The organism is Micromonospora sp. NPDC049257 (assembly GCF_040678915.1).
Taxonomy (GTDB): Bacteria; Actinomycetota; Actinomycetes; order Mycobacteriales; family Micromonosporaceae; genus Micromonospora; species Micromonospora antibiotica.
Map to the genome: position 1 here is coordinate 262,943 of NZ_JBFAQU010000008.1, position 20,728 is coordinate 283,670.

Annotated in this window: 20 protein-coding genes and 2 pseudogenes; 7 read left to right on the forward strand and 15 right to left on the reverse strand. The window is 71.1% G+C overall.

Annotated features, from left to right (window positions below; genetic code table 11):
- Positions 1-268 precede the first annotated feature (268 nt).
- From AB0K25_RS15695 to AB0K25_RS15715, 5 genes are all read right to left on the reverse strand, one after another.
- A complete protein-coding gene (locus AB0K25_RS15695; RefSeq protein WP_357533081.1) occupies positions 269-871 on the reverse strand; it encodes a hypothetical protein in 603 nt (200 codons plus the stop codon).
- The gene (locus tag AB0K25_RS15700; RefSeq protein ID WP_208565556.1) at positions 862-1,404 is read right to left on the reverse strand and encodes a hypothetical protein; all 543 of its coding nucleotides are present in this window, start codon (positions 1,402-1,404) and stop codon (positions 862-864) included. Before AB0K25_RS15700 ends, AB0K25_RS15695 begins: the two co-directional genes overlap by 10 nt.
- Before the next feature lie 107 nt (positions 1,405-1,511).
- Positions 1,512-3,899 carry a sodium-translocating pyrophosphatase gene (locus AB0K25_RS15705; protein ID WP_219465955.1) on the reverse strand — a complete coding sequence of 796 codons (2,388 nt, stop codon included), beginning with the start codon at positions 3,897-3,899 and terminating at the stop codon, positions 1,512-1,514.
- Positions 3,900-4,214: 315 nt separating this feature from the next.
- Positions 4,215-4,652 carry an ATP-binding protein gene (locus AB0K25_RS15710; protein WP_091244524.1) on the reverse strand — a complete coding sequence of 146 codons (438 nt, stop codon included), beginning with the start codon at positions 4,650-4,652 and terminating at the stop codon, positions 4,215-4,217.
- Positions 4,649-5,005, reverse strand: a complete 357-nt coding sequence (locus tag AB0K25_RS15715) for an STAS domain-containing protein (protein WP_219465953.1) — start codon at positions 5,003-5,005, stop codon at positions 4,649-4,651. Before AB0K25_RS15715 ends, AB0K25_RS15710 begins: the two co-directional genes overlap by 4 nt.
- A 132-nt stretch (positions 5,006-5,137) precedes the next feature.
- Here AB0K25_RS15715 and AB0K25_RS15720 point away from each other — a divergent pair.
- The 3 genes and pseudogenes from AB0K25_RS15720 to AB0K25_RS15730 all read left to right on the forward strand — a co-directional run.
- A pseudogene (locus AB0K25_RS15720) lies at positions 5,138-7,483 on the forward strand (DEAD/DEAH box helicase); the annotation flags it as partial.
- Positions 7,484-7,897: 414 nt separating this feature from the next.
- Positions 7,898-8,101, forward strand: a complete 204-nt coding sequence (locus AB0K25_RS15725; protein ID WP_208565553.1) for a hypothetical protein — start codon at positions 7,898-7,900, stop codon at positions 8,099-8,101.
- Between the two features lie 190 nt (positions 8,102-8,291).
- Positions 8,292-8,870, forward strand: a complete 579-nt coding sequence (locus tag AB0K25_RS15730; protein WP_357533077.1) for a hypothetical protein — start codon at positions 8,292-8,294, stop codon at positions 8,868-8,870.
- A gap of 276 nt (positions 8,871-9,146) precedes the next feature.
- Here the strand turns inward: AB0K25_RS15730 and AB0K25_RS15735 are convergent, their stop codons facing one another.
- The 7 genes and pseudogenes from AB0K25_RS15735 to ssd form a co-directional block, all read right to left on the reverse strand.
- Positions 9,147-9,446 (reverse strand): Rv3654c family TadE-like protein, encoded by a 300-nt coding sequence (locus tag AB0K25_RS15735; RefSeq protein WP_363820741.1) that lies wholly within the window; start codon positions 9,444-9,446, stop codon positions 9,147-9,149.
- 125 nt (positions 9,447-9,571) lie between these two features.
- Positions 9,572-9,955: a TadE family type IV pilus minor pilin gene (locus AB0K25_RS15740; RefSeq protein WP_357533075.1), complete on the reverse strand. Its 384-nt coding sequence runs from the start codon at positions 9,953-9,955 to the stop codon at positions 9,572-9,574.
- Positions 9,952-10,131, reverse strand: coding sequence for a DUF4244 domain-containing protein (locus AB0K25_RS15745; protein ID WP_091244508.1), 180 nt, complete (start codon positions 10,129-10,131; stop codon positions 9,952-9,954). The genes AB0K25_RS15740 and AB0K25_RS15745 overlap by 4 nt, the downstream gene beginning before the upstream one ends.
- Positions 10,132-10,158: 27 nt before the next feature.
- Complete coding sequence (locus AB0K25_RS15750) at positions 10,159-10,884, reverse strand: type II secretion system F family protein (RefSeq protein WP_357533073.1); 726 nt, start codon at positions 10,882-10,884, stop codon at positions 10,159-10,161.
- Positions 10,884-11,204, reverse strand: a pseudogene (locus AB0K25_RS15755) (hypothetical protein); the annotation flags it as partial. The pseudogene AB0K25_RS15755 and the gene AB0K25_RS15750, both read right to left, overlap by 1 nt.
- A gap of 686 nt (positions 11,205-11,890) precedes the next feature.
- On the reverse strand, positions 11,891-13,096 hold the full coding sequence (locus AB0K25_RS15760) for a TadA family conjugal transfer-associated ATPase (RefSeq protein ID WP_357533071.1): 1,206 nt from the start codon (positions 13,094-13,096) through the stop codon (positions 11,891-11,893).
- On the reverse strand, positions 13,093-14,196 hold the full coding sequence (ssd, locus tag AB0K25_RS15765) for a septum site-determining protein Ssd (protein WP_357533069.1): 1,104 nt from the start codon (positions 14,194-14,196) through the stop codon (positions 13,093-13,095). Before ssd ends, AB0K25_RS15760 begins: the two co-directional genes overlap by 4 nt.
- Positions 14,197-14,629: 433 nt before the next feature.
- On the opposite strand from ssd, the gene AB0K25_RS15770 reads away from it, so the two are divergent.
- A complete protein-coding gene (locus AB0K25_RS15770; RefSeq protein ID WP_357533067.1) occupies positions 14,630-15,466 on the forward strand; it encodes a hypothetical protein in 837 nt (278 codons plus the stop codon).
- 490 nt (positions 15,467-15,956) lie between these two features.
- Here AB0K25_RS15770 and AB0K25_RS15775 read toward each other — a convergent pair whose 3' ends face one another.
- Entirely contained in the window at positions 15,957-16,328 is a 372-nt protein-coding gene (locus AB0K25_RS15775) for a hypothetical protein (protein WP_357533065.1), read from the reverse strand.
- A 502-nt stretch (positions 16,329-16,830) separates the two neighbouring features.
- On the opposite strand from AB0K25_RS15775, the gene AB0K25_RS15780 reads away from it, so the two are divergent.
- From AB0K25_RS15780 to AB0K25_RS15790, 3 genes are all read left to right on the forward strand, one after another.
- Positions 16,831-17,172 carry a hypothetical protein gene (locus tag AB0K25_RS15780; RefSeq protein ID WP_357533063.1) on the forward strand — a complete coding sequence of 114 codons (342 nt, stop codon included), beginning with the start codon at positions 16,831-16,833 and terminating at the stop codon, positions 17,170-17,172.
- A gap of 297 nt (positions 17,173-17,469) precedes the next feature.
- Positions 17,470-18,213, forward strand: a complete 744-nt coding sequence (locus tag AB0K25_RS15785) for a hypothetical protein (RefSeq protein WP_357533061.1) — start codon at positions 17,470-17,472, stop codon at positions 18,211-18,213.
- A gap of 640 nt (positions 18,214-18,853) precedes the next feature.
- Positions 18,854-19,420, forward strand: a complete 567-nt coding sequence (locus AB0K25_RS15790; RefSeq protein WP_357533059.1) for an HD domain-containing protein — start codon at positions 18,854-18,856, stop codon at positions 19,418-19,420.
- Here the strand turns inward: AB0K25_RS15790 and AB0K25_RS15795 are convergent.
- Positions 19,408-19,878, reverse strand: coding sequence for an NUDIX domain-containing protein (locus AB0K25_RS15795; RefSeq protein WP_281901124.1), 471 nt, complete (start codon positions 19,876-19,878; stop codon positions 19,408-19,410). The genes AB0K25_RS15790 and AB0K25_RS15795 overlap by 13 nt on opposite strands.
- Positions 19,879-19,882: 4 nt before the next feature.
- Positions 19,883-20,641, reverse strand: a complete 759-nt coding sequence (locus AB0K25_RS15800) for an XRE family transcriptional regulator (RefSeq protein WP_088643450.1) — start codon at positions 20,639-20,641, stop codon at positions 19,883-19,885.
- Positions 20,642-20,728 lie beyond the last annotated feature (87 nt).

Sequence of the window (20,728 nt, forward strand, 5' to 3'; positions counted from 1 at the left end):
GCCACGGTGACGGGGACGGACCCCCGACCTGGGCGAATCCCGCTGCTCACGGAGTGAGACGGTCAGCATACTGTCCGCGATACTGTCCATGATCGGACACTTGGCCAGTCTGCACGACCGCCTCCGGTAGGCCGATGGTGCCGCATCCGGGGCGTCCCGACAGCGCAACATCGCCGCCGTCGGGTCGATCACCACCCGGGCCCGGGCCAACGGGGCCAGGCGGTGCAGGGCAGGGTGGGGCCGGGCAGAGCGTCGCCAGGCGGGGCGGTCACGGCCAGAGGTCGACGGGGGCGGTGGGCGGTCGGTCGCCCACCAGCTCGGCCAGCCGGGCCAGCCGCCGCCCGCCGATCCGGAACGCCGGGCCACCCGCCTCCGCCTCCAGCAGCGCCGCCGGCAGACCCACCACGGCGAGCGCCGCCCGCACCACCGGCCACCACGGCTCGTCCCGGGGATGCAGGCGCAGCAACAGGCCGGCCTCGTCGGCCGCCCCCGCGGCGGCCAGCCACAGCCGCAACCGCCGGCCGTGCAGGTGGAAGTGGCCCGGCGGACGCTTGACCCCGCCGGCCAGCCAGGCCGTCGCCAGCGGGGCGAGGGTGGTCAGATACGAGGTACGCACGACCCAGCGCTGCTCCCCGGTCGCCTCCCAGCCCGCCGCGAGCCCCCGCCGGGCCAGCTCGGCGACGAGCACGTGCACCCGCCAGGCCGCGTCCACCTCGACGGACAACCGGGCGGTACGCCCCATCCGGTGCACCTCCCCCGGGCCGGCCAACAGCCCGGACAGATCGGCGACGGACGGATCGGCCGCCTCGGAGCCGAACAGCGACAACTGGCGCACCGGCTCCCCGGGCGGGTCGGTACGACTCAGCGACACTCCGGGACCTCGTCGAAGGCCTGTTTGAGCTCTTTCGAGTTGAGCCGCCCGGTGTCCAGCGCGCTCGCGTCGTACTCCTTGTTGAGCTTGTCCACCGCCGCCTGGACGCCGTCGTAGAACACGGTGGCCCGCCCGGTGTCCAGCGCGTCGATGGTGTCACCGGCGCGTCCGTAGGCGTCCCTGATCCTCTCCAGGGACGTCCGGAACCCCTTCGACACCTCGTCGCCGCGGTCGGTCTCCGGGATGCCCGCGTCGGCGATCCGGCGGCGGGCCGTCTCGCTGGCCTGCTCGGCACCGGCGAAGAGCCGCACCAGGTTCTCCTTCGCCTGTGCCGGGGTGGTCTGCGCGGTCATCTGCTGGTGGGTGCTGCTGGTGAGCTTGCTGATCTCGGCCCGCCACGGGGTGAGCGCCTCGCAGACCGAGGCCGCCCAGGCCCGTGGGCTGGGACCGCCGCCGCAGCCGGCGACGACGAGGACGGCCGTGGTGAGGACCACCGTGAGCTTTCCGGCGGCACTCGCCCGACACGTACGCATGCGATGCAGCGTACGGCCTCCGGGCGATTGCGCCAGCGATCAGGTTTCGCGCTGGTCGGCCCCCGCAGCGGGTCCCCGGGACGGCCGGGAACCCGCTGCGTCGTCACTCAGACGTTGGCCGGTTCGACCTGCTTGGGGTCGTTGCCCGCACCGGTGCCACCACCGTCCGGGGTGGAGTCCATCGCGACGCCCTTGCGCTTGCTGAACACCACCGCCGCGACCACGATCAGGGTGGCGACCGCCGCGATCGTCAGGCGCAGCGGGGTGTTCCGGTCGTCGCCGACGCTCCAGGCCACCACGGCCGGCGCGATCAGCAACGAGACCAGGTTCATCACCTTGATCAGCGGGTTGATCGCCGGGCCGGCGGTGTCCTTGAACGGGTCACCGACGGTGTCGCCGATGACCGTCGCCTCGTGCGCCTCGGAACCCTTGCCGCCGTACGCGCCGTCCTCGACGAGCTTCTTGGCGTTGTCCCAGGCCCCACCGGAGTTGGACAGGAAGACCGCCATCAGGGTGCCCGCCCCGATCGCCCCGGCCAGGTAGGAGGCCAGTGCGCCCGGCCCGAGGCCGAAACCGACCGCGATGGGGGCGAGGATGGCCAGCAGGCCGGGGGTCATCAGTTCACGCTGGGCGTCCCGGGTGCAGATGTCGACGACCTTGCCGTACTCGGGGCGCTGGGTGCCGTCCATGATCCCGGGCAGCTCGCGGAACTGCCGGCGGACCTCCATCACGACCGCGCCGGCCGAGCGGGAGACCGCGTTGATGGCCAGCCCGGAGAAGAGGAAGACCACCGCCGCACCGATGATCAGACCGACCAGGTTGCGCGGGTTGGCGACGTTGAGCGCGCCGAGGATCTCGGCACCGACGTCACCCACGCCCGCGTCGGAGTACGCGGTACGCAGCGTGTCGGTGTACGAGCCGAACAGCGCGGTGGCCGCGAGCACGGCGGTGGCGATCGCGATGCCCTTGGTGATCGCCTTGGTGGTGTTGCCGACCGCGTCCAGCTCGGTGAGGATCCGCGCGCCGTTCTCGTCGATGTCGCCGGACATCTCGGCCACGCCCTGCGCGTTGTCGGAGATCGGGCCGAAGGTGTCCATCGCGACGATCACGCCGACGGTGGTGAGCAGGCCGGTGCCGGCCAGCGCCACCGCGAACAGCGACAGGGTGATGGAGCCGCCGCCGAGCAGGAACGCGCCGAAGACCCCGGCAGCGATCAGCAGCGCCGAGTAGACCGCCGACTCCAGGCCGACGCTGATGCCGGCGAGGATGACGGTGGCGGCACCGGTCTGCGAGCTCTTGCCGATGTCCTGCACCGGGCGGCGGGTGGTCTCGGTGAAGTAGCCGGTCAGCGCCTGGATGGCGGCGGCCAGCCCGATGCCGATGACGACCGCGGCGATGGTCACCCCGCGCGGGCCGAGCGGCGGGTCGCCGCCGTCCACGCCGAGGCTGGCCCGCCACTCGGGGCCGAGCAGGTCGGCCCAGGTCGGCTGGAGGTAGAAGTAGGAGGCGATCGCGACCAGCACCGCGGAGAACAGGGCCGAGAGGTAGAAGGCCCGGTTGATGGCGGTGAGGCCGTTGCGGTCGGAGGCGCGCAGCCGGGTGATGAACACCCCGACGATCGCCACCAGGACCCCGATCGTGGAGATGATCAGCGGCAGGACCAGGCCGTCCTCACCGAACGCGGCACGGCCGAGGATCAGCGCCGCGACCAGCGTCACCGCGTACGACTCGAAGAGGTCGGCGGCCATGCCGGCGCAGTCGCCGACGTTGTCACCCACGTTGTCGGCGATGGTGGCGGCGTTGCGCGGGTCGTCCTCCGGGATGCCCTGCTCCACCTTGCCGACCAGGTCGGCACCGACGTCGGCGGCCTTGGTGAAGATGCCGCCGCCGACCCGCATGAACATGGCGAGCAGGGCGGCACCGAAGCCGAAGCCCTCCAGCACGGTCGGCGCGTCACCCTTGAAGAAGACGACCACCATCGCCGCGCCGAACAGGCCGAGACCGACGGTGAGGAAGCCGACCACGCCACCGGTGCGGAAGGCGATCTTCATGGCGGCTTCCCGGCCACCGGTCGCCTCCCGGGCCGCCGCGGCGACCCGCAGGTTGGCGCGGGTGGCCAGCCACATGCCGGCACCGCCGATGAACGCGCTGAACAGGGCGCCGACCACGAAGAACACCGATCGGCCGATCTTCACCGCGAGTTCGCTGCCGTCGGTGTCGTGCACCGGCAACAGGAAGAGCAGCACGACGGCGACGACCACGAAGATCGCCAACGTCCTGAACTGCCGGAGCAGATAGGCGGAGGCGCCCTCCTGCACCGCGCCGGAGATCTCCTGCATGTTGGTGGTGCCCTTACCGGCTGCCAGCACGGCCTTGGTCAAGGCGGCGGCGAAGACGAGTGCCACCAGCGCGATGACCGCGGCGATGACGACGTACGTCAGGTTCTCACCGGTGAGGGACAGCGCGCCGCTATCGGCGGCCAAGGTCCCGGACATCTATGTCCTCCTGTACCGAACACTGTCGCGCCGGCCAGTGGACGTATGGCCGACGCCTGGATGCGGTGGCGCACCTGCTCCGACCCACCCCGACGGCAGATGATCAACATCTATGTTCGCTGGCTGCGGGAAGGATCACGTGCTGACAACTCACAGACTGTAGCCCTGGTCAGTGTTGGAGGTCACACCTGGGGGACACCGTGTCCGGATGATCTCCGTAACTGTGTTATGAGGAAAAATCTGATATAGGAGGCCATCAACAGTAGGAGGCGGTGACCCACCAAGGGTCACCGCCTCATGTACGCAGAGTGTCGATCAGCGGCCGACCGGCCACACCATCCGGACCTCGGTCCCGACGCCCTCGGCCACCGGACGGACCTGGAGATCCTCCACGAAACCAGCGAGCAACGCGAAGCCCACCCCGGTGGTCAGGGCCTCGTCGGTCAACGCCTCGTTGGCCAACTCGTCGGCGTTCAACGCGGCCAGGCCCAGCCCCGCCTCGATCGGCGCCCGGTCCACCACCCGCACCGAATACGCTCCGGAGTCGGACATCTCCACCAGCACCGGATCGGCCAACCCGTACTGGTGGTGCAGGGCGACCGCCCGGGTGCACGCCTCACCGATGGCCAACCGCACCTCGTCGAGCAGATCCTCCCGAACCCCGGCCCGACGGGCCACCGCGACACCGACCAGGCGGGCGGTACGCACGTGCACCGGGGCCGGCGAGAAGGAGAGCCGGACCGTCGCCATCACGTGCCGGAGCCGGTGGGGTCGGCGGCGATCGCCGCGTCGACCGTCGGATGCAGGGGGAAGACCTGGTCCAGGGCGGTGATCCGGAAGATCTTCAGCAGCGGCTCCTTGTCGCAGACCAGGGCGAACGACCCCCCGGCCGAACGCAGCCGCTTGAGGGCGCCGACCAGCACCCCCAGGCCCGTGGAGTCGAGAAAGTCCACCCGGCCCAGGTCGACCACGACCTGCCGGGCGCCGCCGTCGATCAACTCCAGGAGCCGTTCGCGCAGTCGTGGTGCGGTGTAGACGTCCACCTCACCGCCGACCTCGAGCACCGTGTGCTCCCCCACGGTGCGGGTCGCCAGCGACAGCTCCATCAGTCCTCCTCCGAGAGCCGTAAACTCTCCTGGGCATCTAACCATCCCCGCCGGACGGCCCGGCGAGGTCACCGGCGGCGGCTCCTCCATACCCACCGGGCCGGTTGTTCAGCACCGAACACCAGTGCGAGAGTGCAGGACGTGAACCCCGCAGCCACCGCTACCGCAGGCCCCGGCACCGGGCGAGGGCCCGCCGAGCTGCTGCACCGGCTGCGCACCCGGCACCGGGCCGACCCGGTCACCCACGTCGAGCGGGTGCCGGCCCGCGCCGGGCAACAGGCGCCCTGGCCGCAGTGGGCACCCGAGGAACTACGGTCGGCGTTCGCCCGACGCGGCGTCACCGCCCCCTGGCGGCACCAGGCCGAGGCCGCCGAGCTGGCGTACGCCGGGCAGCACGTGGTGGTCGCCACCGGCACGGCGTCCGGAAAGTCCCTGGCGTACCAGCTCCCGGCGCTGGCCACCCTGCTCGCCGACCCCCGGGCCACGGTGCTCTACCTGGCCCCCACCAAGGCCCTCGCCGCCGACCAGCTGCGCGCCGTCGCCGGCCTCGACCTCGACGGGGTACGCCCCGCCTGCTACGACGGCGACACCCCGCGCACCGAACGGGAGTGGATCCGCCGGCACTCCCGGTTCGTGCTCACCAACCCGGACATGCTGCACCACGGCATCCTCCCCGGGCACGCGCACTGGTCTGGGTTCCTGCGCCGGCTGACGTACGTGATCGTCGACGAGTGCCACACCTACCGGGGCGTCTTCGGCTCCCACGTGGCGCACGTGCTGCGTCGGCTACGCCGCCGGTGCGACCAGTTCGGCCGTACCCCCGTGTTCCTGCTGGCCTCGGCCACGTCGGGCGACCCGGCGGCGACCGCCGGGCGGCTCACCGGCCTGCCGGTCACCGCCGTCACCGAGGACACCTCGCCGCGCGGCGGGGTCACCTTCGCGCTCTGGGAACCGCCGCTGCTGCCGCCGAACACCGACGTCGAGGCCGTCGCCGACGACCTGACCCAGGTCCGCCGGTCGGCGCTGCGGGAGACCGCCGACCTGCTCGCCGACACTGTCGCCGAGGGGGTACGCACGCTCGCCTTCGTCCGGTCCCGACGCGGCGCGGAGGTCGTCGCCGCGAACGCCCGACGGGCCCTGGACGAGGCGGTGCCCGGCCTCGGCGAACGGGTCGCCGCCTACCGGGCCGGCTACCTGCGCGAGGAACGCCGGGAGCTGGAACGGGCCCTGCTCCACGGTGAGTTGCTCGGGCTGGCGTCCACCAACGCGCTGGAGCTCGGCGTCGACCTGGTCGGGCTGGACGCGGTGCTGATCTGCGGCTGGCCGGGCACCCGGGCGTCGCTGTGGCAGCAGGCCGGCCGGGCCGGCCGCTCCGGCGACGAGGCGCTCGCCGTGCTGGTGGCCCGGGACGACCCGCTCGACACCTACCTGGTGCACCACCCGGAGGCCCTGTTCGGCCGGCCCGTCGAGGCAACGGTGCTCGACCCGGCCAACCCGTACGTGCTCACCCCGCAGCTCGCCTGCGCCGCCGCCGAGTCCCCGCTCACCCCTACCGACCTGGACCTGTTCGGCGAGGGGGCGAAGGAGGCCGTCGACGAGTTGGTGCGGGCCGGTGACCTGCGGCAGCGGCCCACCGGCTGGTACTGGCGGCACCGGGAACGCCCCGAGGTCGACCTGCGTGGCCAGGGCGGGGCGCCGGTCTGCGTGGTGGAGGCGTCCACCGGCCGGCTGCTCGGCACCGTCGACGGCGGGTCGGCGCACTTCCTCGTCCACCCCGGGGCTGTCTACCTGCACCAGGGCGTCTCGTACGTGGTCGACGCGTTGGACCTCGACGACGGGTGCGCGCTGGTGCACGCCGAGGAGCCGGACTGGTCCACCCACGCCCGGGACGTCACCTCGCTCTCGGTGGTGTCGGTCCGCTCCTACCGGGACGCCGGGCCGGTCGGGCTCTTCCTCGGTGAGGTGGACGTGACCAGCCAGGTGGTCTCCTACCAGCGTCGCCGGATCGCCTCCGGCGAGGTCATCGACACCCGCCCGCTGGACCTGCCCGCCCGGGAGCTACGGACCGTCGCGGTCTGGTTCACGCTCTCCCCACAGTCGCTGGCGGCGGCCGGGGTCGAGCCGGCGGACGTGCCGGGGGCCCTGCACGCCGCCGAACACGCCGCGATCGGGTTGCTGCCGCTGATGGCCACCTGCGACCGGTGGGACATCGGCGGGCTGTCCACCGCCCTACACCCGGACACCGAGGCGCCCACCGTGTTCGTCTACGACGGTCACCCCGGCGGGGCCGGCTTCGCCGAGCGGGCCTACCGGACGGCAGCGGCCTGGCTGGGCGCCACCCGGGACGCCATCGTCGAGTGCGGCTGCGAGTCGGGCTGCCCGTCCTGCGTCCAGTCCCCCAAGTGCGGCAACGGCAACAACCCGCTGTCCAAGCCGGATGCGGTCCGGGTCCTCGACGTGGTCCTGACCAACCTCCCCACCGGGATGCCCGTCCCCACCCAGCCCACCCCTGCCCCGCTGGTTCCTGTCCCACCGGCTCCCGCCCAGCTGACTCCCGCCGAACCGGCTCCCGCCCCGGCTGCTGCCCAACCGGCTCCCGCCCAGCCGGCTGCTGCCCAACCGGCTCCCGTCCAACCGGCTCCCGCCCAGCCAGCTCCCGCCCAACCGGCTGCTGCCCAACCGGCTCCCGCTCCCGCTGCTGCCCAGCGGGCCTCCGCCGAGCGGTAGCGCGGCGCGGTCGGCGGTTGCTGCGGGTGCGGTGCGATTCCGGCCCGTGATCGTGCTTGAGCCGGAGGACAAGTGGGCATTGATGCATGGGAGCGCTTCCATCGATAATGGGGAGTGCAGCCCCACCGCCGACCCTGCCGTTCTTCCCCCTTTGGAGGAGAAGCCGTGGCCGACACCATCGCCGAGACCGTCGACCTGCTCTACACCATCGACCAGGACAATCTCACCCCGGACCAGTTGATCGCGCTGGGTGCCGCACTGGCCAGCCTGGCGCAGGCGGAACGCCTGGACCAGATCAACGAACGACTGCGGGGCATCCACCAGGTGCTCAACACCTGGGCGCTCAAGGCGACCGCCGAGGGGCGTTGACGGCGACCGCTCACCGCTGACGACGGCGAGGCTCACCACTGACCACGGCGAGGCTCACTACTGACGGTGGTGATCGCTGACTGCTGGCTGGCACTGACGGTGGTGATCGCCGGCTGCTGCCTGGTGCCTGGTGGCGGGCGCTGACCGTGGGGTTGTGCGAGACTCCGGCGCACCCTTCGGAGGAGTTTTCATGCAGCTAGACAGTTTGCAGGCGCAGCACCAGTTCCACGTCCGACAGCGGATCCGGATGATGGTCAACCAGTACGAGGTCCGGGCCGTGGCGGCGGACGGCACCGAGGGCGAGTTGTTGGCGTTCGCGCAGCAGAAGCGGCTCGCCTTCAAGGAGCAGGTCACCATCTACACCGACGACTCCAAGCAGCACCCCCTGCTCGGTTTCAAGGCCCGGCAGCGGCTCGACCTCGGTGCCACGTACGACGTGACCGACCACGCCGGCACGCCGATCGGGCTGTTCCGCAAGGACTTCGCCCAGTCCCTGCTCCGCTCGACCTGGCACGTCGAGCAGGCCGGCCTGCCGCAGATCACCGGTCAGGAACGCAGCATGCCGGTGGCGCTGCTGCGCCGGTTCGTCGACTCGCTGTCGTGGCTGCCCTACCACTTCGATTTCATCGCGGGTGGCCAGTCGGTCTTCTCCGTGATCAAGAAGTGGGGGCTGCGGGACCGTTACGTCGTCGAGGTGTCGCACCCGCAGATCGACCGGCGGCTGGTGATCGCCATGGCGATCGGCCTGGACGCACTCCAGGGCCGCTGAGCCACCGGCCGGCCCGGTCTCGGCTCGCCACCGGCCGGCCCGGTCTCGGCTCGCCACCGTACGGCCCGGTCTCGGCTCGCCACCGTACGGCCCGGTCTCGGCTCGCCACCGTACGGCCCGGTCTCGGCTCGCCGCCGTACGGCCCGGGACGGCCGTCGCCCGGCTCGCCTCCACGGCGTCGACGTCTCGCCGGGACCTCCGGAACCCGCCTTCCGGCTGCCACGCCGTGCTCGGGCACGGCAGCCGGAGACGGGTTGCCGCACCGGCGTGCGGCGGTCAGCCGCGCACCGGTCCGGCGCGGGCGGTGACGGTGGCGAACCGCCGCAGTCCCGGCAGCGGGGTGACCGCCACCTCGACCGTCACCACCACGTCGAGCCCGTCCACCTGACAGGCGACCAGCCGGGCGGCGTTGGCGCGGACGAACTCGTCGGCGGTCGCACAAGCCGGCCCGGCCCCCTGCCACACCTGACCGGCCCCGGCCAGCGCCCCGAAGTCGGCACCGACCCGGGCCTGGTGCCGTGCCAGCCGGGCTGCGCCGATCGCCGCCCCGAACCCCCCGACCAGCACGAAGACCATGCCGACGGCGAGCAACAGCACGGTCGCCCCGCCCCGCTCCGACGCGCGGTCGGCGCGGACCGGCGCATGCTCCCTGGCGGTGGCCTCGGCGGTGCCCGGGACGCGGACGGTCCGGCAGGCGCGGATCACGAGCCGGTGCCCGGCAGGCCCGAAGCCGGCAGGCCCGGTTCGATGGCGGCGACCGTGCTGGCCTCGACGGTCAGCCGTGGCAGCCGGGCCCCGAGCGCCCGGACGGGGGCCCGCACCGTCACGGTGACCCGGTCCGCCTGCACCGAGATCGAGACGACCGCAGCCTCGGGTGCGATCCGGGTGCCCGTGTCGGTGCCGTCCCCGCCCCGGGCGGCGGCGAGCGCCGCCTCCCGGGCCGCGTCCAGGCAGGTCGCCTTCGTGGTGACCGCGTCGACGGCGGTGAGCCCGGCGAACAGGAGCACGAGCAGCGCCGGCAGGCCGGCCGCCAGTTCGGCGGTGAACGAACCCCGGTCCCGACCGGCCGGCCGGCGCGGTCTCACTTCAACGCCCGATCGATCACGGCCGTCAGGGCCGACTGCACGTTGCCCGAGGTGAGCACCTTGAGCAGGATGCCGGCGAAGGCGACGGCGGCGAGGGTGCCCACGGCGTACTCGGCGGTGTTCATCCCCGCGTCGCCGCGCAGCCGGGTGTGGAGCCGGCGGAGAAGTTTGCGCATCTGTCGTTTCCCTTTCTCGATGAGGGGTCACAGCACGTCGCCGAGGACGGCGACGATCACCGGCACCAGGCCGGCGAGAATGAAGGCCGGCAGGAAGCACAGGCCCAGCGGCAGCACGATCAGCACGCCGGCCCGTCGGGCGGACGCCTCCGCCGCCGTGGACCGGTCGGCCCGAAGGTCGTCGGCGACGCGGGTCAGGGCACCGGCCAGCGCCGCACCGCTGCGGGAAGAGCGCAGCGCGGCACCGACCATCCGGTCGGCCCCGGGCACCGGCGTGAGGTGTGCCCACGCCTCCGCTGGCTCGCCGCCGAGCAGCAGGGTCCGCCCGATCCGTCCGAGCCGGACCGCCAGTGGACCGTCCAGAGCATCGGCCACCGCGAGCACCGAGCGGTCCACCGGTGCACCCGCTCGCATGGCTGCTGCCAGCAGGTCGGCGGCGAGTGGCAGGTCGGCGGTCTCCCGTGACCGGCTCTTGCGAACGGCAGGTGGTTCGATCCGGCGGAGCATCCGGTCCGCCGTCAGCGCGGTCAGTGCCCCGCCCAGGGCTCCGACCCAACCGCCGGCCAGCAGTAGGACCGCCAGCCCCGCCAGGGCGGCTCCGAGCCGTACCCGGTCGGGCCACCAGCCTGGCCGGCGTCTGCCGGTCCGCCGGCCGGTCAGTACGTCCCACCTCCGGCCGGCCCGGTTGCCACGCACCATGACCAGCAGCGCGGCCGTGACCAGGCAACCGGCTGACACGTTCGCCGGTGACATCAGCCGCCGCCACCCGGCGTGGCACCCAGCCGCTCGGCCCAGAGCAACCCGCCGACCTGGAGACCCATCGCGGTCAGCGCGCACCCGGCACCCACCGGGGTGTGCAGCAGCACCGCCAGTGGGTCGACGCCGATGCCGTAGCCGAGGGCGACACCACCGAGTGGAAGCGCGGCCAGCAGCAGCGCGGTGGCGTTGGCACCCGCCGCCTGGGCGGCCGCGGCGGCCATTCCCCGGTCGAACGCCCGCGCGTCGGCCTCGACCCGTTCGAGGAGGTCGGCCAGGGGTGCCCCCGTCCGGTCGGCGAGTCGGACCGCCGCCCGAGCCAACCGTTCGAGCCGGTCCGTCCCGGCCGGATCATCCGTCGTCGTGCCCGAGCGGCTTCCCCGGCCCGGGAGTCCGTCGCCCGACCGGGACACTGACAGCAGGCCCACCGGTGTGCCCGTACCGACGCCATGATCGGTAGCGGGTCCGGGGTCGGTGCCGAGCAGGCGGGGGGCGGTCAGCGGAGCCGGCCCGGCCACCGGTCGGCCGGGGCCGCTCGGACGGTCCGCGCCCGATGGGGCGGCGGTGCGGTCGAGCGTCGGAACGGGCAGACCAGCACGCAGGTCCGCAGCGAGCGCCCCCAGCCGGTCCAGTTGGCGGCGACGCTCCCGGCTGGCCTGCCCTGCCGCCCGCCTGCGACGCACGGCGCGGACCCCGAGCATCCCGTATCCGGCCAGGAGAGCGGCGGCGACCGGCCCGGCGGCGACACCACCCGCACCCGCTCCCACGAGCCCGACCAGCAGCATGATCCGTCGCGGACGGTCGGACGCCCGCCACCGCAGCGGGCCTCGACCGGTGACCCACCGATTGACCGTCGGAGGTGCGCCATGGGTGTCCGGAGGGGCCGGGGTGCCCGGCGGTGTGGCGAGCACACGGCGGCGGCGACGCCGGTTGGGGCTTACCGGCCAGGCGACCACCAGGGCCGCACCGGCCAGGAGGGCCGTGACCAGCCACCACGGGGATGTCACGCCAGCCCCGCCGTACCGGACCCGGGTGCCCGCAGCAGGGACGGCACCGGGACTCCCCGATCCCGCAGCAGGGTGACCAGCGCGGGCCCGGCAGGCCCGACGCCGTGGCCCCGTACCCAGGCCGGCACCACCGTCACCAGCCGGTCCGACCCGTCCGCCAACAGTAGGCAGATCGACTCCAGCAGTCGGCCGTCGGCGCCTCGACGGACCTGCACCAGCACCTGGAGCGCAGCGGCGACCTGGGCGTGCAGCGCCGCCCGGGGCAGCCCGCCGAGCAGCCCGAGGGCCTCCAACCGGGCCGGCACGTCGGCCGGGGTGTTGGCGTGCAGGGTGCCCGCCCCGCCGTCGTGGCCGGTGTTGAGCGCGGCCAGCAGGTCCACCACCTCCGCACCCCGGCACTCGCCCACGACCAGCCGGTCGGGACGCATCCGCAACGCCTGCCGGACCAGCGCGCTCAGCCCGACCACGCCCGCGCCCTCCACGTTGGCCGTCCGGGCCTGGAGACCGACCACGTGCGGGTGCACCGGGTGCAGCTCGGCGGCGTCCTCCACCAGCACGATGCGTTCCGTCGTCGGCACCAGGCCCAGCATCGTGTTGAGCAGGGTGGTCTTGCCCGAGCCGGTGCCGCCGGTGACCAGGTAGGCCAGCCGGGCGGCGACCACCGCGGCGAGCACCGGTGCCACCGGGTGCGGCACGGTGCCCTGTTGGACCAGCTCGTCGAGGGTGAACGGGCGGTGCCGGAAGGTCCGCAGGGACAGGTACGGCCCGTCGGTCGCCACCGGAGGCAGTACGGCGTGCAGCCGGGTGCCGTCGGGCAGCCGCGCGTCAGCGTAGGGCGAGCCGTCGTCGAGTCGACGCCCGGCGGCAGCGGTGAGCCGTTGCGCCAGCCGGCGTACGTCGTCGACCGTGCCGAGCGGCACCGCCACCTGGTGCAGCCCGGCGCCCCGGTCGACCCAGACCCGGACACCGTTGACGAGTACGTCGGTGACCTGCGGGTCTTCGAGCAGTGGGGCGAGCGGCCCGGCACCCACCAGATCGTCGTGCACCCGGTTGGCGATCCGCAGCACGGCGGTGTCGCCGAGGACGGCGGCGGAGGGTTCGGCACGGACGGCGGAGACGATCGCCGCCGGGGTGACCGGGGTCGCCGCTTCGGCCATCCGTTGTCGGACCCGGGCGGCGAACCCGTCGGACCGGTCGGTCATGCCGCACCCGGCACGGGCAGCCCGGTCAGCTCGGTGACCAGTCGGCGGCAGAGTGCGGCGAGGGGGCCACGGCCAGCGGCGGCCGGTGCCTCACCGCGTTCCAGCCCCCGGCACAGCGCCGGTTCGGGGCGCAGCGTCCCGGCCAGCGGGAGCCCCAGGGCCCGAGCCACCTCGGTCGCTCGCAACCGGCCGGGGGCGGGGCCCCGGACGATCACTCCCAGGGTGGCGCAGTGCGGGGCTGCGGCGGCGACCACCCGGGCCGCCGCCGCGGTGGCCCGCAGCTCCGCCGGCACCACCACGTACGCCTGGTCGGCGGCCTGCAACGCGATCACTGCGGCGTCGTCGAGCTGGCGCGGCAGGTCGACCACGACGAAGTCCCGACCCCGCCGGGCCGCGTCCACGGTTGCGGCCATCGCCTGCGCGGGCAGGGCCAGCGGCTCACCCCGGTCCCAGGAGAGGACGACCAGGTCACCCCGGTGCGGCAGGGCGCGGACCAGGGCGGGCGCGTCGACCCGGCCGTCGGCGTCGGTGAGGGACGGCCAGCGCAGCCCGTCCAGTTCCTCCCAGCCGAGCACCAGGTCGAGCCCGCCGCCGAGCGGGTCCGCGTCGACCAGCAGGGTCCGCAGGTGGGCGCGGGCGGCGGTGACCGCCAGGCCACCGGCGAGGACGCTGGCACCGGCCCCTCCCCGGCCGCCGAGCACCGCGACCGTCCGGGCCGGGCCGGCCGGGTTGCCGCCCGGCGCGCACTCGGTGAACCGGTCGACCAGCCAGGGCTCGGCGGCGGGCAGAACGGCGACGTGCTCGGCACCGATCAGCTCGGCGATCTCCCAGCCCGGGTCGAGTTCACCCGACCGCCCGACCAGCACCGTGCGGGGCCGGCGGGGCAGCCGACCCCGCAGGCAGGCCTGGGCCTGGTCGCTGCCGACGAGCACCAGGGGCGCGGGGAGCCAGCGGGAACGGGCGGCAGCCGCGTCGGCGGCCACCTCCACCTCGGTGCCGCCCGCTGCGGCGAGCCGCAACAGCTCGTCGAGGAGGTCACTGTCGGAGGTGACCAGCAACGGCAGTCGTCGGTGGGGCGGAAGGGAGGTACGGGGCGGCATCACGGCCTCCAGCGGTCGGGGGTGCTGGGTCAGACCCTGCGCCGGATCCCCCGGTGCGTGCCGCCCGCGACGGCTTGCCTGTGGACAACGGGACGGCCTGTGGACAGCCCCCGCCACCGCAGGTGATCTGCTATGACCACCGGCCGGCGGGTTGGTGGGCGGACTGGCCGCAGGCCCCTCCCCGACCGCCCGTTCGACCGCCCGCAGAACCCGACCGGAGGTCCCTGACCAGCACCGGAGCCACCGCCAGCACACCATCTGGTGGGCCGGAGCGGCCGAACGACGCCGGCAGTCCCGGGACGTGCGGGAAGGAACGCGAAAAAATGTCCTGTTCACCCCGCCCGAGTGATTGACGGCATACGGCGTCGTACGTCAATAATCGTGACCGCACGCCACCGCGAAGGTGGCATCCGCCGCTCTCGGAACCGGGGCCATGGCCGACTCATCCGACGAAACCACCACCACCCTGCGCATCGGTGGCTGGCTGCCGGCACCCCGGCACCACCAGACACTGCCGCCTTATCTCGTCCCCCCGGCCGGCCGGCATCTGATCGACGCCTCCCCGACCGGGTCACCGACCGGCCCACTGCCGGCGCCCGCCCACGCCGTCGAACCCGCCGGCATCGGACGGACCCTACTGCTGGCCGGAGTGGCATTCGGCCTGGTCGCCAGCCTCGTTCTCGCCCTGTCACCGTTGTGGTCGGGCCCGCGGCGCGACACCGCCGCCCTCCCGATGACGCCCTCGTGGATCGCGGACCGCCCGGACCTCGCGGCCGTCGAGAGCCCCACGCCGGTCGCCGAACACGCGCCCGCGCCGGCCTCACTCGCCACCCGCGCCGCCGCCCCGGTCGCGCCGGCGCCCCACCAGCCACACCAACCCGCCACGGGTACGACGTCCCGCCCGGCCGCGACGACGACCCCACCCCGGCCCGCCCCGACGACCCCACCCCGGCCCACGACGAAGCCGCCGACCAACCAGCCCGGACCGGGTGAACTGACGCCGCTGCCGGCATCCCGGGAACACTCGCTGCGGTCCAGCTCGAACGGAGCCTCGACGTACGTCGAGTTCGTCAACGCCCGCAGTTCGCAGGTCGTCGTCTACTGGCTCGACTACCAGGGCCAACGACGGCAGTACAAGGTGCTCGACGCCGGCCGGTCCTACCGCCAGCAGACGTACCTGGGGCACCCGTGGGTGGTCACCGACCGGCACGGCCGCGCCCTGGCCTGCTTCCTGCCCGCCCGTACGACGATGAGGGCGGTGGCGCGGTAGGCCACCGACCGGTCGACGGCGCGCAGATCCACCAGTTCGCGGGGCGGAGCGCTCCCACCGGAAAGGGACGACCCCCGTCGGGGGGAGACGGCCTCAAGCTGCCACCCGACACCGATCGGTAGCGGTCCGCGTCGGCAAGCAGGTGTAGGGCGGCGGTGATACACGTTCGACATCGGCCACTGTCGGGGCTCGCGCTGCTCTCTTGCTGCCTGTTCGAGGTCCAACGTATCCCTCACAGGCTCCATGCGCATTGCCCGGCTTTGGCTGTCTACGCTCGCGACCATCAGGCGCCTGTCCGAACGCGTCGCGTTCGTAGCCTTCGGTCAAGGTCTGACGACTCGTTGACGGTCCTGGGCTCACCCATGCCTGCCGCCCTTCGCCAGCCGGCCGGACCCCCAAGGCAACCATGGCCCCTGACCGACACGCCGGTCAGGGACCATGGGGGCAAGGGTTCGGTGCCTGCCGCCCCTTGTAGAGACCTTCCTTCTGCCTACGGGTAACCCTCCGACGACCGTCCCACACTGCCGCTCGCCGCACGCCGCCGCAACCTGGCCAGTCCGAGTGCCATGTGGGCCGACAGGCCAAGGTAAACGACTGCCATCACTCCCGCGATGATGACCACCTCGACGGGAAGCACTGAGAAGACCGCCCCGATAATCGCCAGCAGCGCGATTGCCACCGCTGCGCCTGCGCCGAGCGATACCTCGACACCAGGTGCCTTCAGAGGCGACGTCTTGCCTGACTGGTGGAGGCTGACCAGCGGCAACGCAATCTGGAGATCAGCACCTGCCGTGGGGTACCCCTCCGTCCTGGTGAGGTCGATCTCGATCGACGCCGGATCGCTGCGGTCCGGTCCTTCCATCGCGCGGCCTTTCTAGATCCACGTTCGGCTTCATTGCCAGGACTGGTACCGGACCATCCGGTGGAGGGGTGACCCCCGAGAGGATTGCGGAGCGTCATGATTTTGTCACTCAGGACCGCAGGAAGTACCAGTTGGCGTAGCATACTCGCCCACCCGGCAGACCCAGCACGGGGCTGGCTTTAAGCCCCCACGTTCCCCAGCTTCTTGCCATACTGGGAGAAAAATGTGACGTACATCACAGCTCGATCGGATGCCCGTAACCTTTTGCACTGTCAGGGCGTTTCCAAAGCGGCAAACCGCCTACTTTCAGCTGTCTTAACCTCACTGTGGGTTGTGATCTCGACGGAGAACCTGGATGCTACAGGGCAAGCGGGGTTGTCAGTACGGACAGCAAGAGACATAGTAAGGGCCTGGTTAAGGCATGATCATTCCGAAATCTGACCATGCAATAGCCAGCTCTTGTCCGTAGGGGAGACGGGCATCTCTGGTGGAAGGAGCAGGTGTGACACGCGCAGCGACAATTCCGAAGGCTGGGTCGGGTCAGTCGGCCAGTGAGGAACTGTCCCAGCAGGATGTGTCGACCAGCATCACAGACGGTTCGCCAATGCTGCCTGAACCTCGTGGTCGTAGCGGGCGCGGCAAGCCAATAAAGATCACTGTCAACTTGATCGTTCGCGCCTGGACCGCACTGGAGGATGCCTGCCGGCTGACCGGTGAGAGCAAGACGGACGCAGTCAACCGCTCGATCCAACTTTACGCGTTCATGCAAAAGTCCATCCAAAGTGGACATGTGATCAAGCTAGTGGGCCCGGACGGCAAGGAGCGGGAGATCCATCTCCTTTAGTGGGCCACAGTCCTTGCGTCGAAGGCGCTGCCCAGGCTTCAGTATCTTTGCGAACGAAGCCATCGCGCATGTCACCGGGGTCAACGAGGGGGCTTCAACCGACTTCGACATAGGGCTCGGAGCCAAAGGCCGGTATCCACCTTAAGGTGGATACCGGCCTTTGCGCTTCTGCAAGTCATGCCGACATGAACGTAGTCGGATTTTGGTCAATACCGCAGAGCCCGTCGTGACATGCCAGCCCTGAAGCACGTACGCTGTCTTGACTCCAGACAGCCACTCCCCCTGCAAGGACTGTCAATGCCTACGGGTTCATATGAAAAACGCCGCAGCTGGCCTGCCTGGCAAGGTGACGCTGAGCAGTTCCAACGCCTAGCAGCAGCACTAAAGCAGGTAGAGCAAGAACGACTGGAAAAACGACTTACCTCATCGGAAGATGCTATCGAATCTGAGGTATTCATGTCGGTGCGAGAAAGGATTGACAACTACGGCGGGCCCCTCGATGCAATCATCAAGCAATTCGATAGAAGAACCGCGCTCGGTGTGACATTCCGCGTGAAGGTGGGAATAGAGGACAGCATCGAGTTGGACCTTGCGGGTCGCGAGTTTTTTCCCGAAGTGGAACTACACGTGAGATCCACCGATCTAGACTTCACCCGAACCACTTACGCCCGCCTATCGGATGAGATAGATAAGGGTATTCCATGGTGGGGCAAGGTGTCTCCAATCCTTCGAAACATATTAGCCCTCACCACAGCCACAACCCTCCTTGTTGCAACAGTCTCGCTCATTGCGTATCGGTCAAAAGAATTTCATTTATCCGACTTGGGCCGCGTAGCATTTGCGGCCAGCTTTTCCGCAGCACTTGCAACCTTCGGCGGAATGGTCACAGGGATAGCCAGGCGGGGGCCGATGGAATGGTTCTTCCCGCAGTTCGAAGTTACTGGAGACGGAGTTTCTTCTGCAACTCGACGCGTCACCACTATCGTTCTTCTCGTATTGTCTATACCCATTGGCATCCTCGTCAATGTGATCTCTCCTTGAATGTTGACAATTGTCGTTTACGAGGCGGACCTGCCATCCCGTCTGCCGTCGACCCGCACTCCTGTGGAGCGGGCCGCCGCCCGGCCCGCCACGTCAAGACGGCCTTGACGGCTCGTACGGACGCTGGCGGGTCGGGCGGCGGTCTGCTCGGCTCGCCCGGGTCGACGGTGGGCGGGATGGCTCCCCACCGCCACCACCCACGGACCGCAAGCCGCCGACGGACCCCCGGCCATCCTGGAGCCGGAGCGCCCCCGCCGGAGGCGCAGTAACCGCAACCCCACCACCGACCCGGCAGCCGCCGACGGACCCGGCGTGCGCTCCCCTCCGCCGCGCGGTGCTCGCCGCGCGGCCCGGCCGGCTGCCGGCCCAACCACCCCACCGGGAAACGGCCTGTCGTCAGCCGGCGGCCCACCGGGCTACCCGCCCTCCGCGCCAGCCCGCCGGGCGTGTTGCGTGGCCGGAGTCGGAGCGCCAGCGGAGCGACGGACGCGCGCCCAGGCGGCGGCGCGTGCGGCCCGTTCAGGGCCGCCTTGAAGACGTACAGATAGTTTGAACCACATCGCCGGCAGCCGGCCGCCCCGGCCGTCTGTGACTGGACACGGGATGGTGCAGGGACCGCGTCGCTCCGTACCCTGGCGGGATGGCCGACCTCGTCGATACCGCTCGGGAAGTTGCGCGACACCTGTTGGAGACGCCGCTACCTCGTCGGTGGAGTCACGTCCAGGCGGTGGCCGCCAAGGCGGACCGAATCAGCGCGGCAGTCCCGGCCGAGGATCGCGCGGTGCTCGTGGCGTCGGCGTGGGTGCATGATGTGGGCTACAGCCCGGACCTGGTCGACACCGGCTTTCACTCCCTCGACGGTGGGCGATGGTTGCGGCGTGAGCGGTTCAACGAGCGCATTGCCGCCCTGGTGGCTCATCACTCCTGCGCCTGGCTGGAAGCCGAGGAGCGTGGGCTCGGTGAGGTCCTGGCCGCCGAGTTCCCTCGGGAGGAATCCGCAGTGACCGACGGACTCTGCTTCTCGGACATGACGACCGGGCCGGACGGCCAGGACTTCGAGGTGCTGGAGCGGCTCGCGGAGATCCGGTCACGTTATGGGCCAGACCACCTGGTGACCCGGTTCATCGGTCGGGCGGAACCGGAGATGGTCGCCGCCGTGCAACGGACTCAGCGCCGGCTCGCGGGCAGCGTCGCTCAGCCGATGTAGGGCTCGGGACGTTCCTCGTAGCCGTGGGTGATGCGGAGCAGGGTCGACGGGTGGATGTCGAGCGCGGCCAGCTCGTCGCGGGCAACCCACCGGACTTCGTGTGACTCGTCGCTCGGGGTCGGGATGCCGCTGACCGGTACGGCGCGGAAGCAGAGCGAGAACTGCTGTCGTACCTCGCCGTCTGAGTACTCGATGACGTGACCGGGGTCGGAGTAGACGCCTACCATCCCGGTCACCTCGACACTGATGCCGGTCTCCTCGCGGGTCTCCCGGACTGCCGTCTCGGCGACCGATTCGCCGATCTCCTGGCCACCGCCAGGCAGGGACCACAGACCGTTGTCGGTGCGCCGGATGAGTAGCACCCGGGCCTGCTCGTCCCGGACGAAAACGGAGACGGCGACAACGATGCTGTTGGCCTTCGGCGCGTTCGGGTCGTGGTAGTGCTCGGTTCTCGCCATGTCTCTAGGCTGCCACCTCGTCGCCGGGTCGGCGCTTCGAGGCCAACACGACTCGATCGAAGCTGTCGGAGTAGGTGCGGAACAGGTCACCGCCGTTGAGCTTGCGTAGGTGCATCACGGGCGCGTGGGGCGCCGGAAAACCGAGGACGTGCATGTTGACCAACATCTCGTCATCGAAGCGGTAGATCGAGTTGTAGAGGGTCGTGTCGTGGTAGAGCACGTTCACCCCTGGCGCATCATCAAGCCGCTTGTAGTACCCCTGAACCTGCCGGATCTTCGCAGCCATCACGCCAGGCGCACCCTCCTCGACGCTCCTTCGCTCAATTGCGGCGCTGGTCGGATCACCGAGCAGAATGTTCACCGTTACACCGTCAAGGCCCTTTTGACGCAGGACGTCGACAAGCATCGGGTCCTGCTCCACGAGGAATAGGCCCGCGTAGGCCAGTACGTCGATGCGCTGCTCGGCCCGTTCGATCAGTCGTCGCCACAGATCGTTCGGCACCGAGGATCGCCGGGAGTAGAGCTGAACCATTTCGCTCTGCCCGATTTTCGATGCCCGTTCCGGGGTCACCGCTTCCGGCCAGAGATACGGGACGTCTTCGCGCACCATCGCCGCGATGGCGTGCCGATGACGCGGGTACGGCGTCCGATTCTGGGTGATCCAGCGTTCTACGGTCTTCGCGTCGACCCCGATCCGCTCCGCTACGGCGACGGGAGTCAGGCCGTTGCGCAGGATGGCATCGCGTAGCCGGTCGTTCGGCATCGGACACTCCTCAAGGGACGACTTTAGGACGACTACAAAGTAGCCGAGACGTCCCATAGTCGTCCAGCCCATCGGATGGGTTGTCCC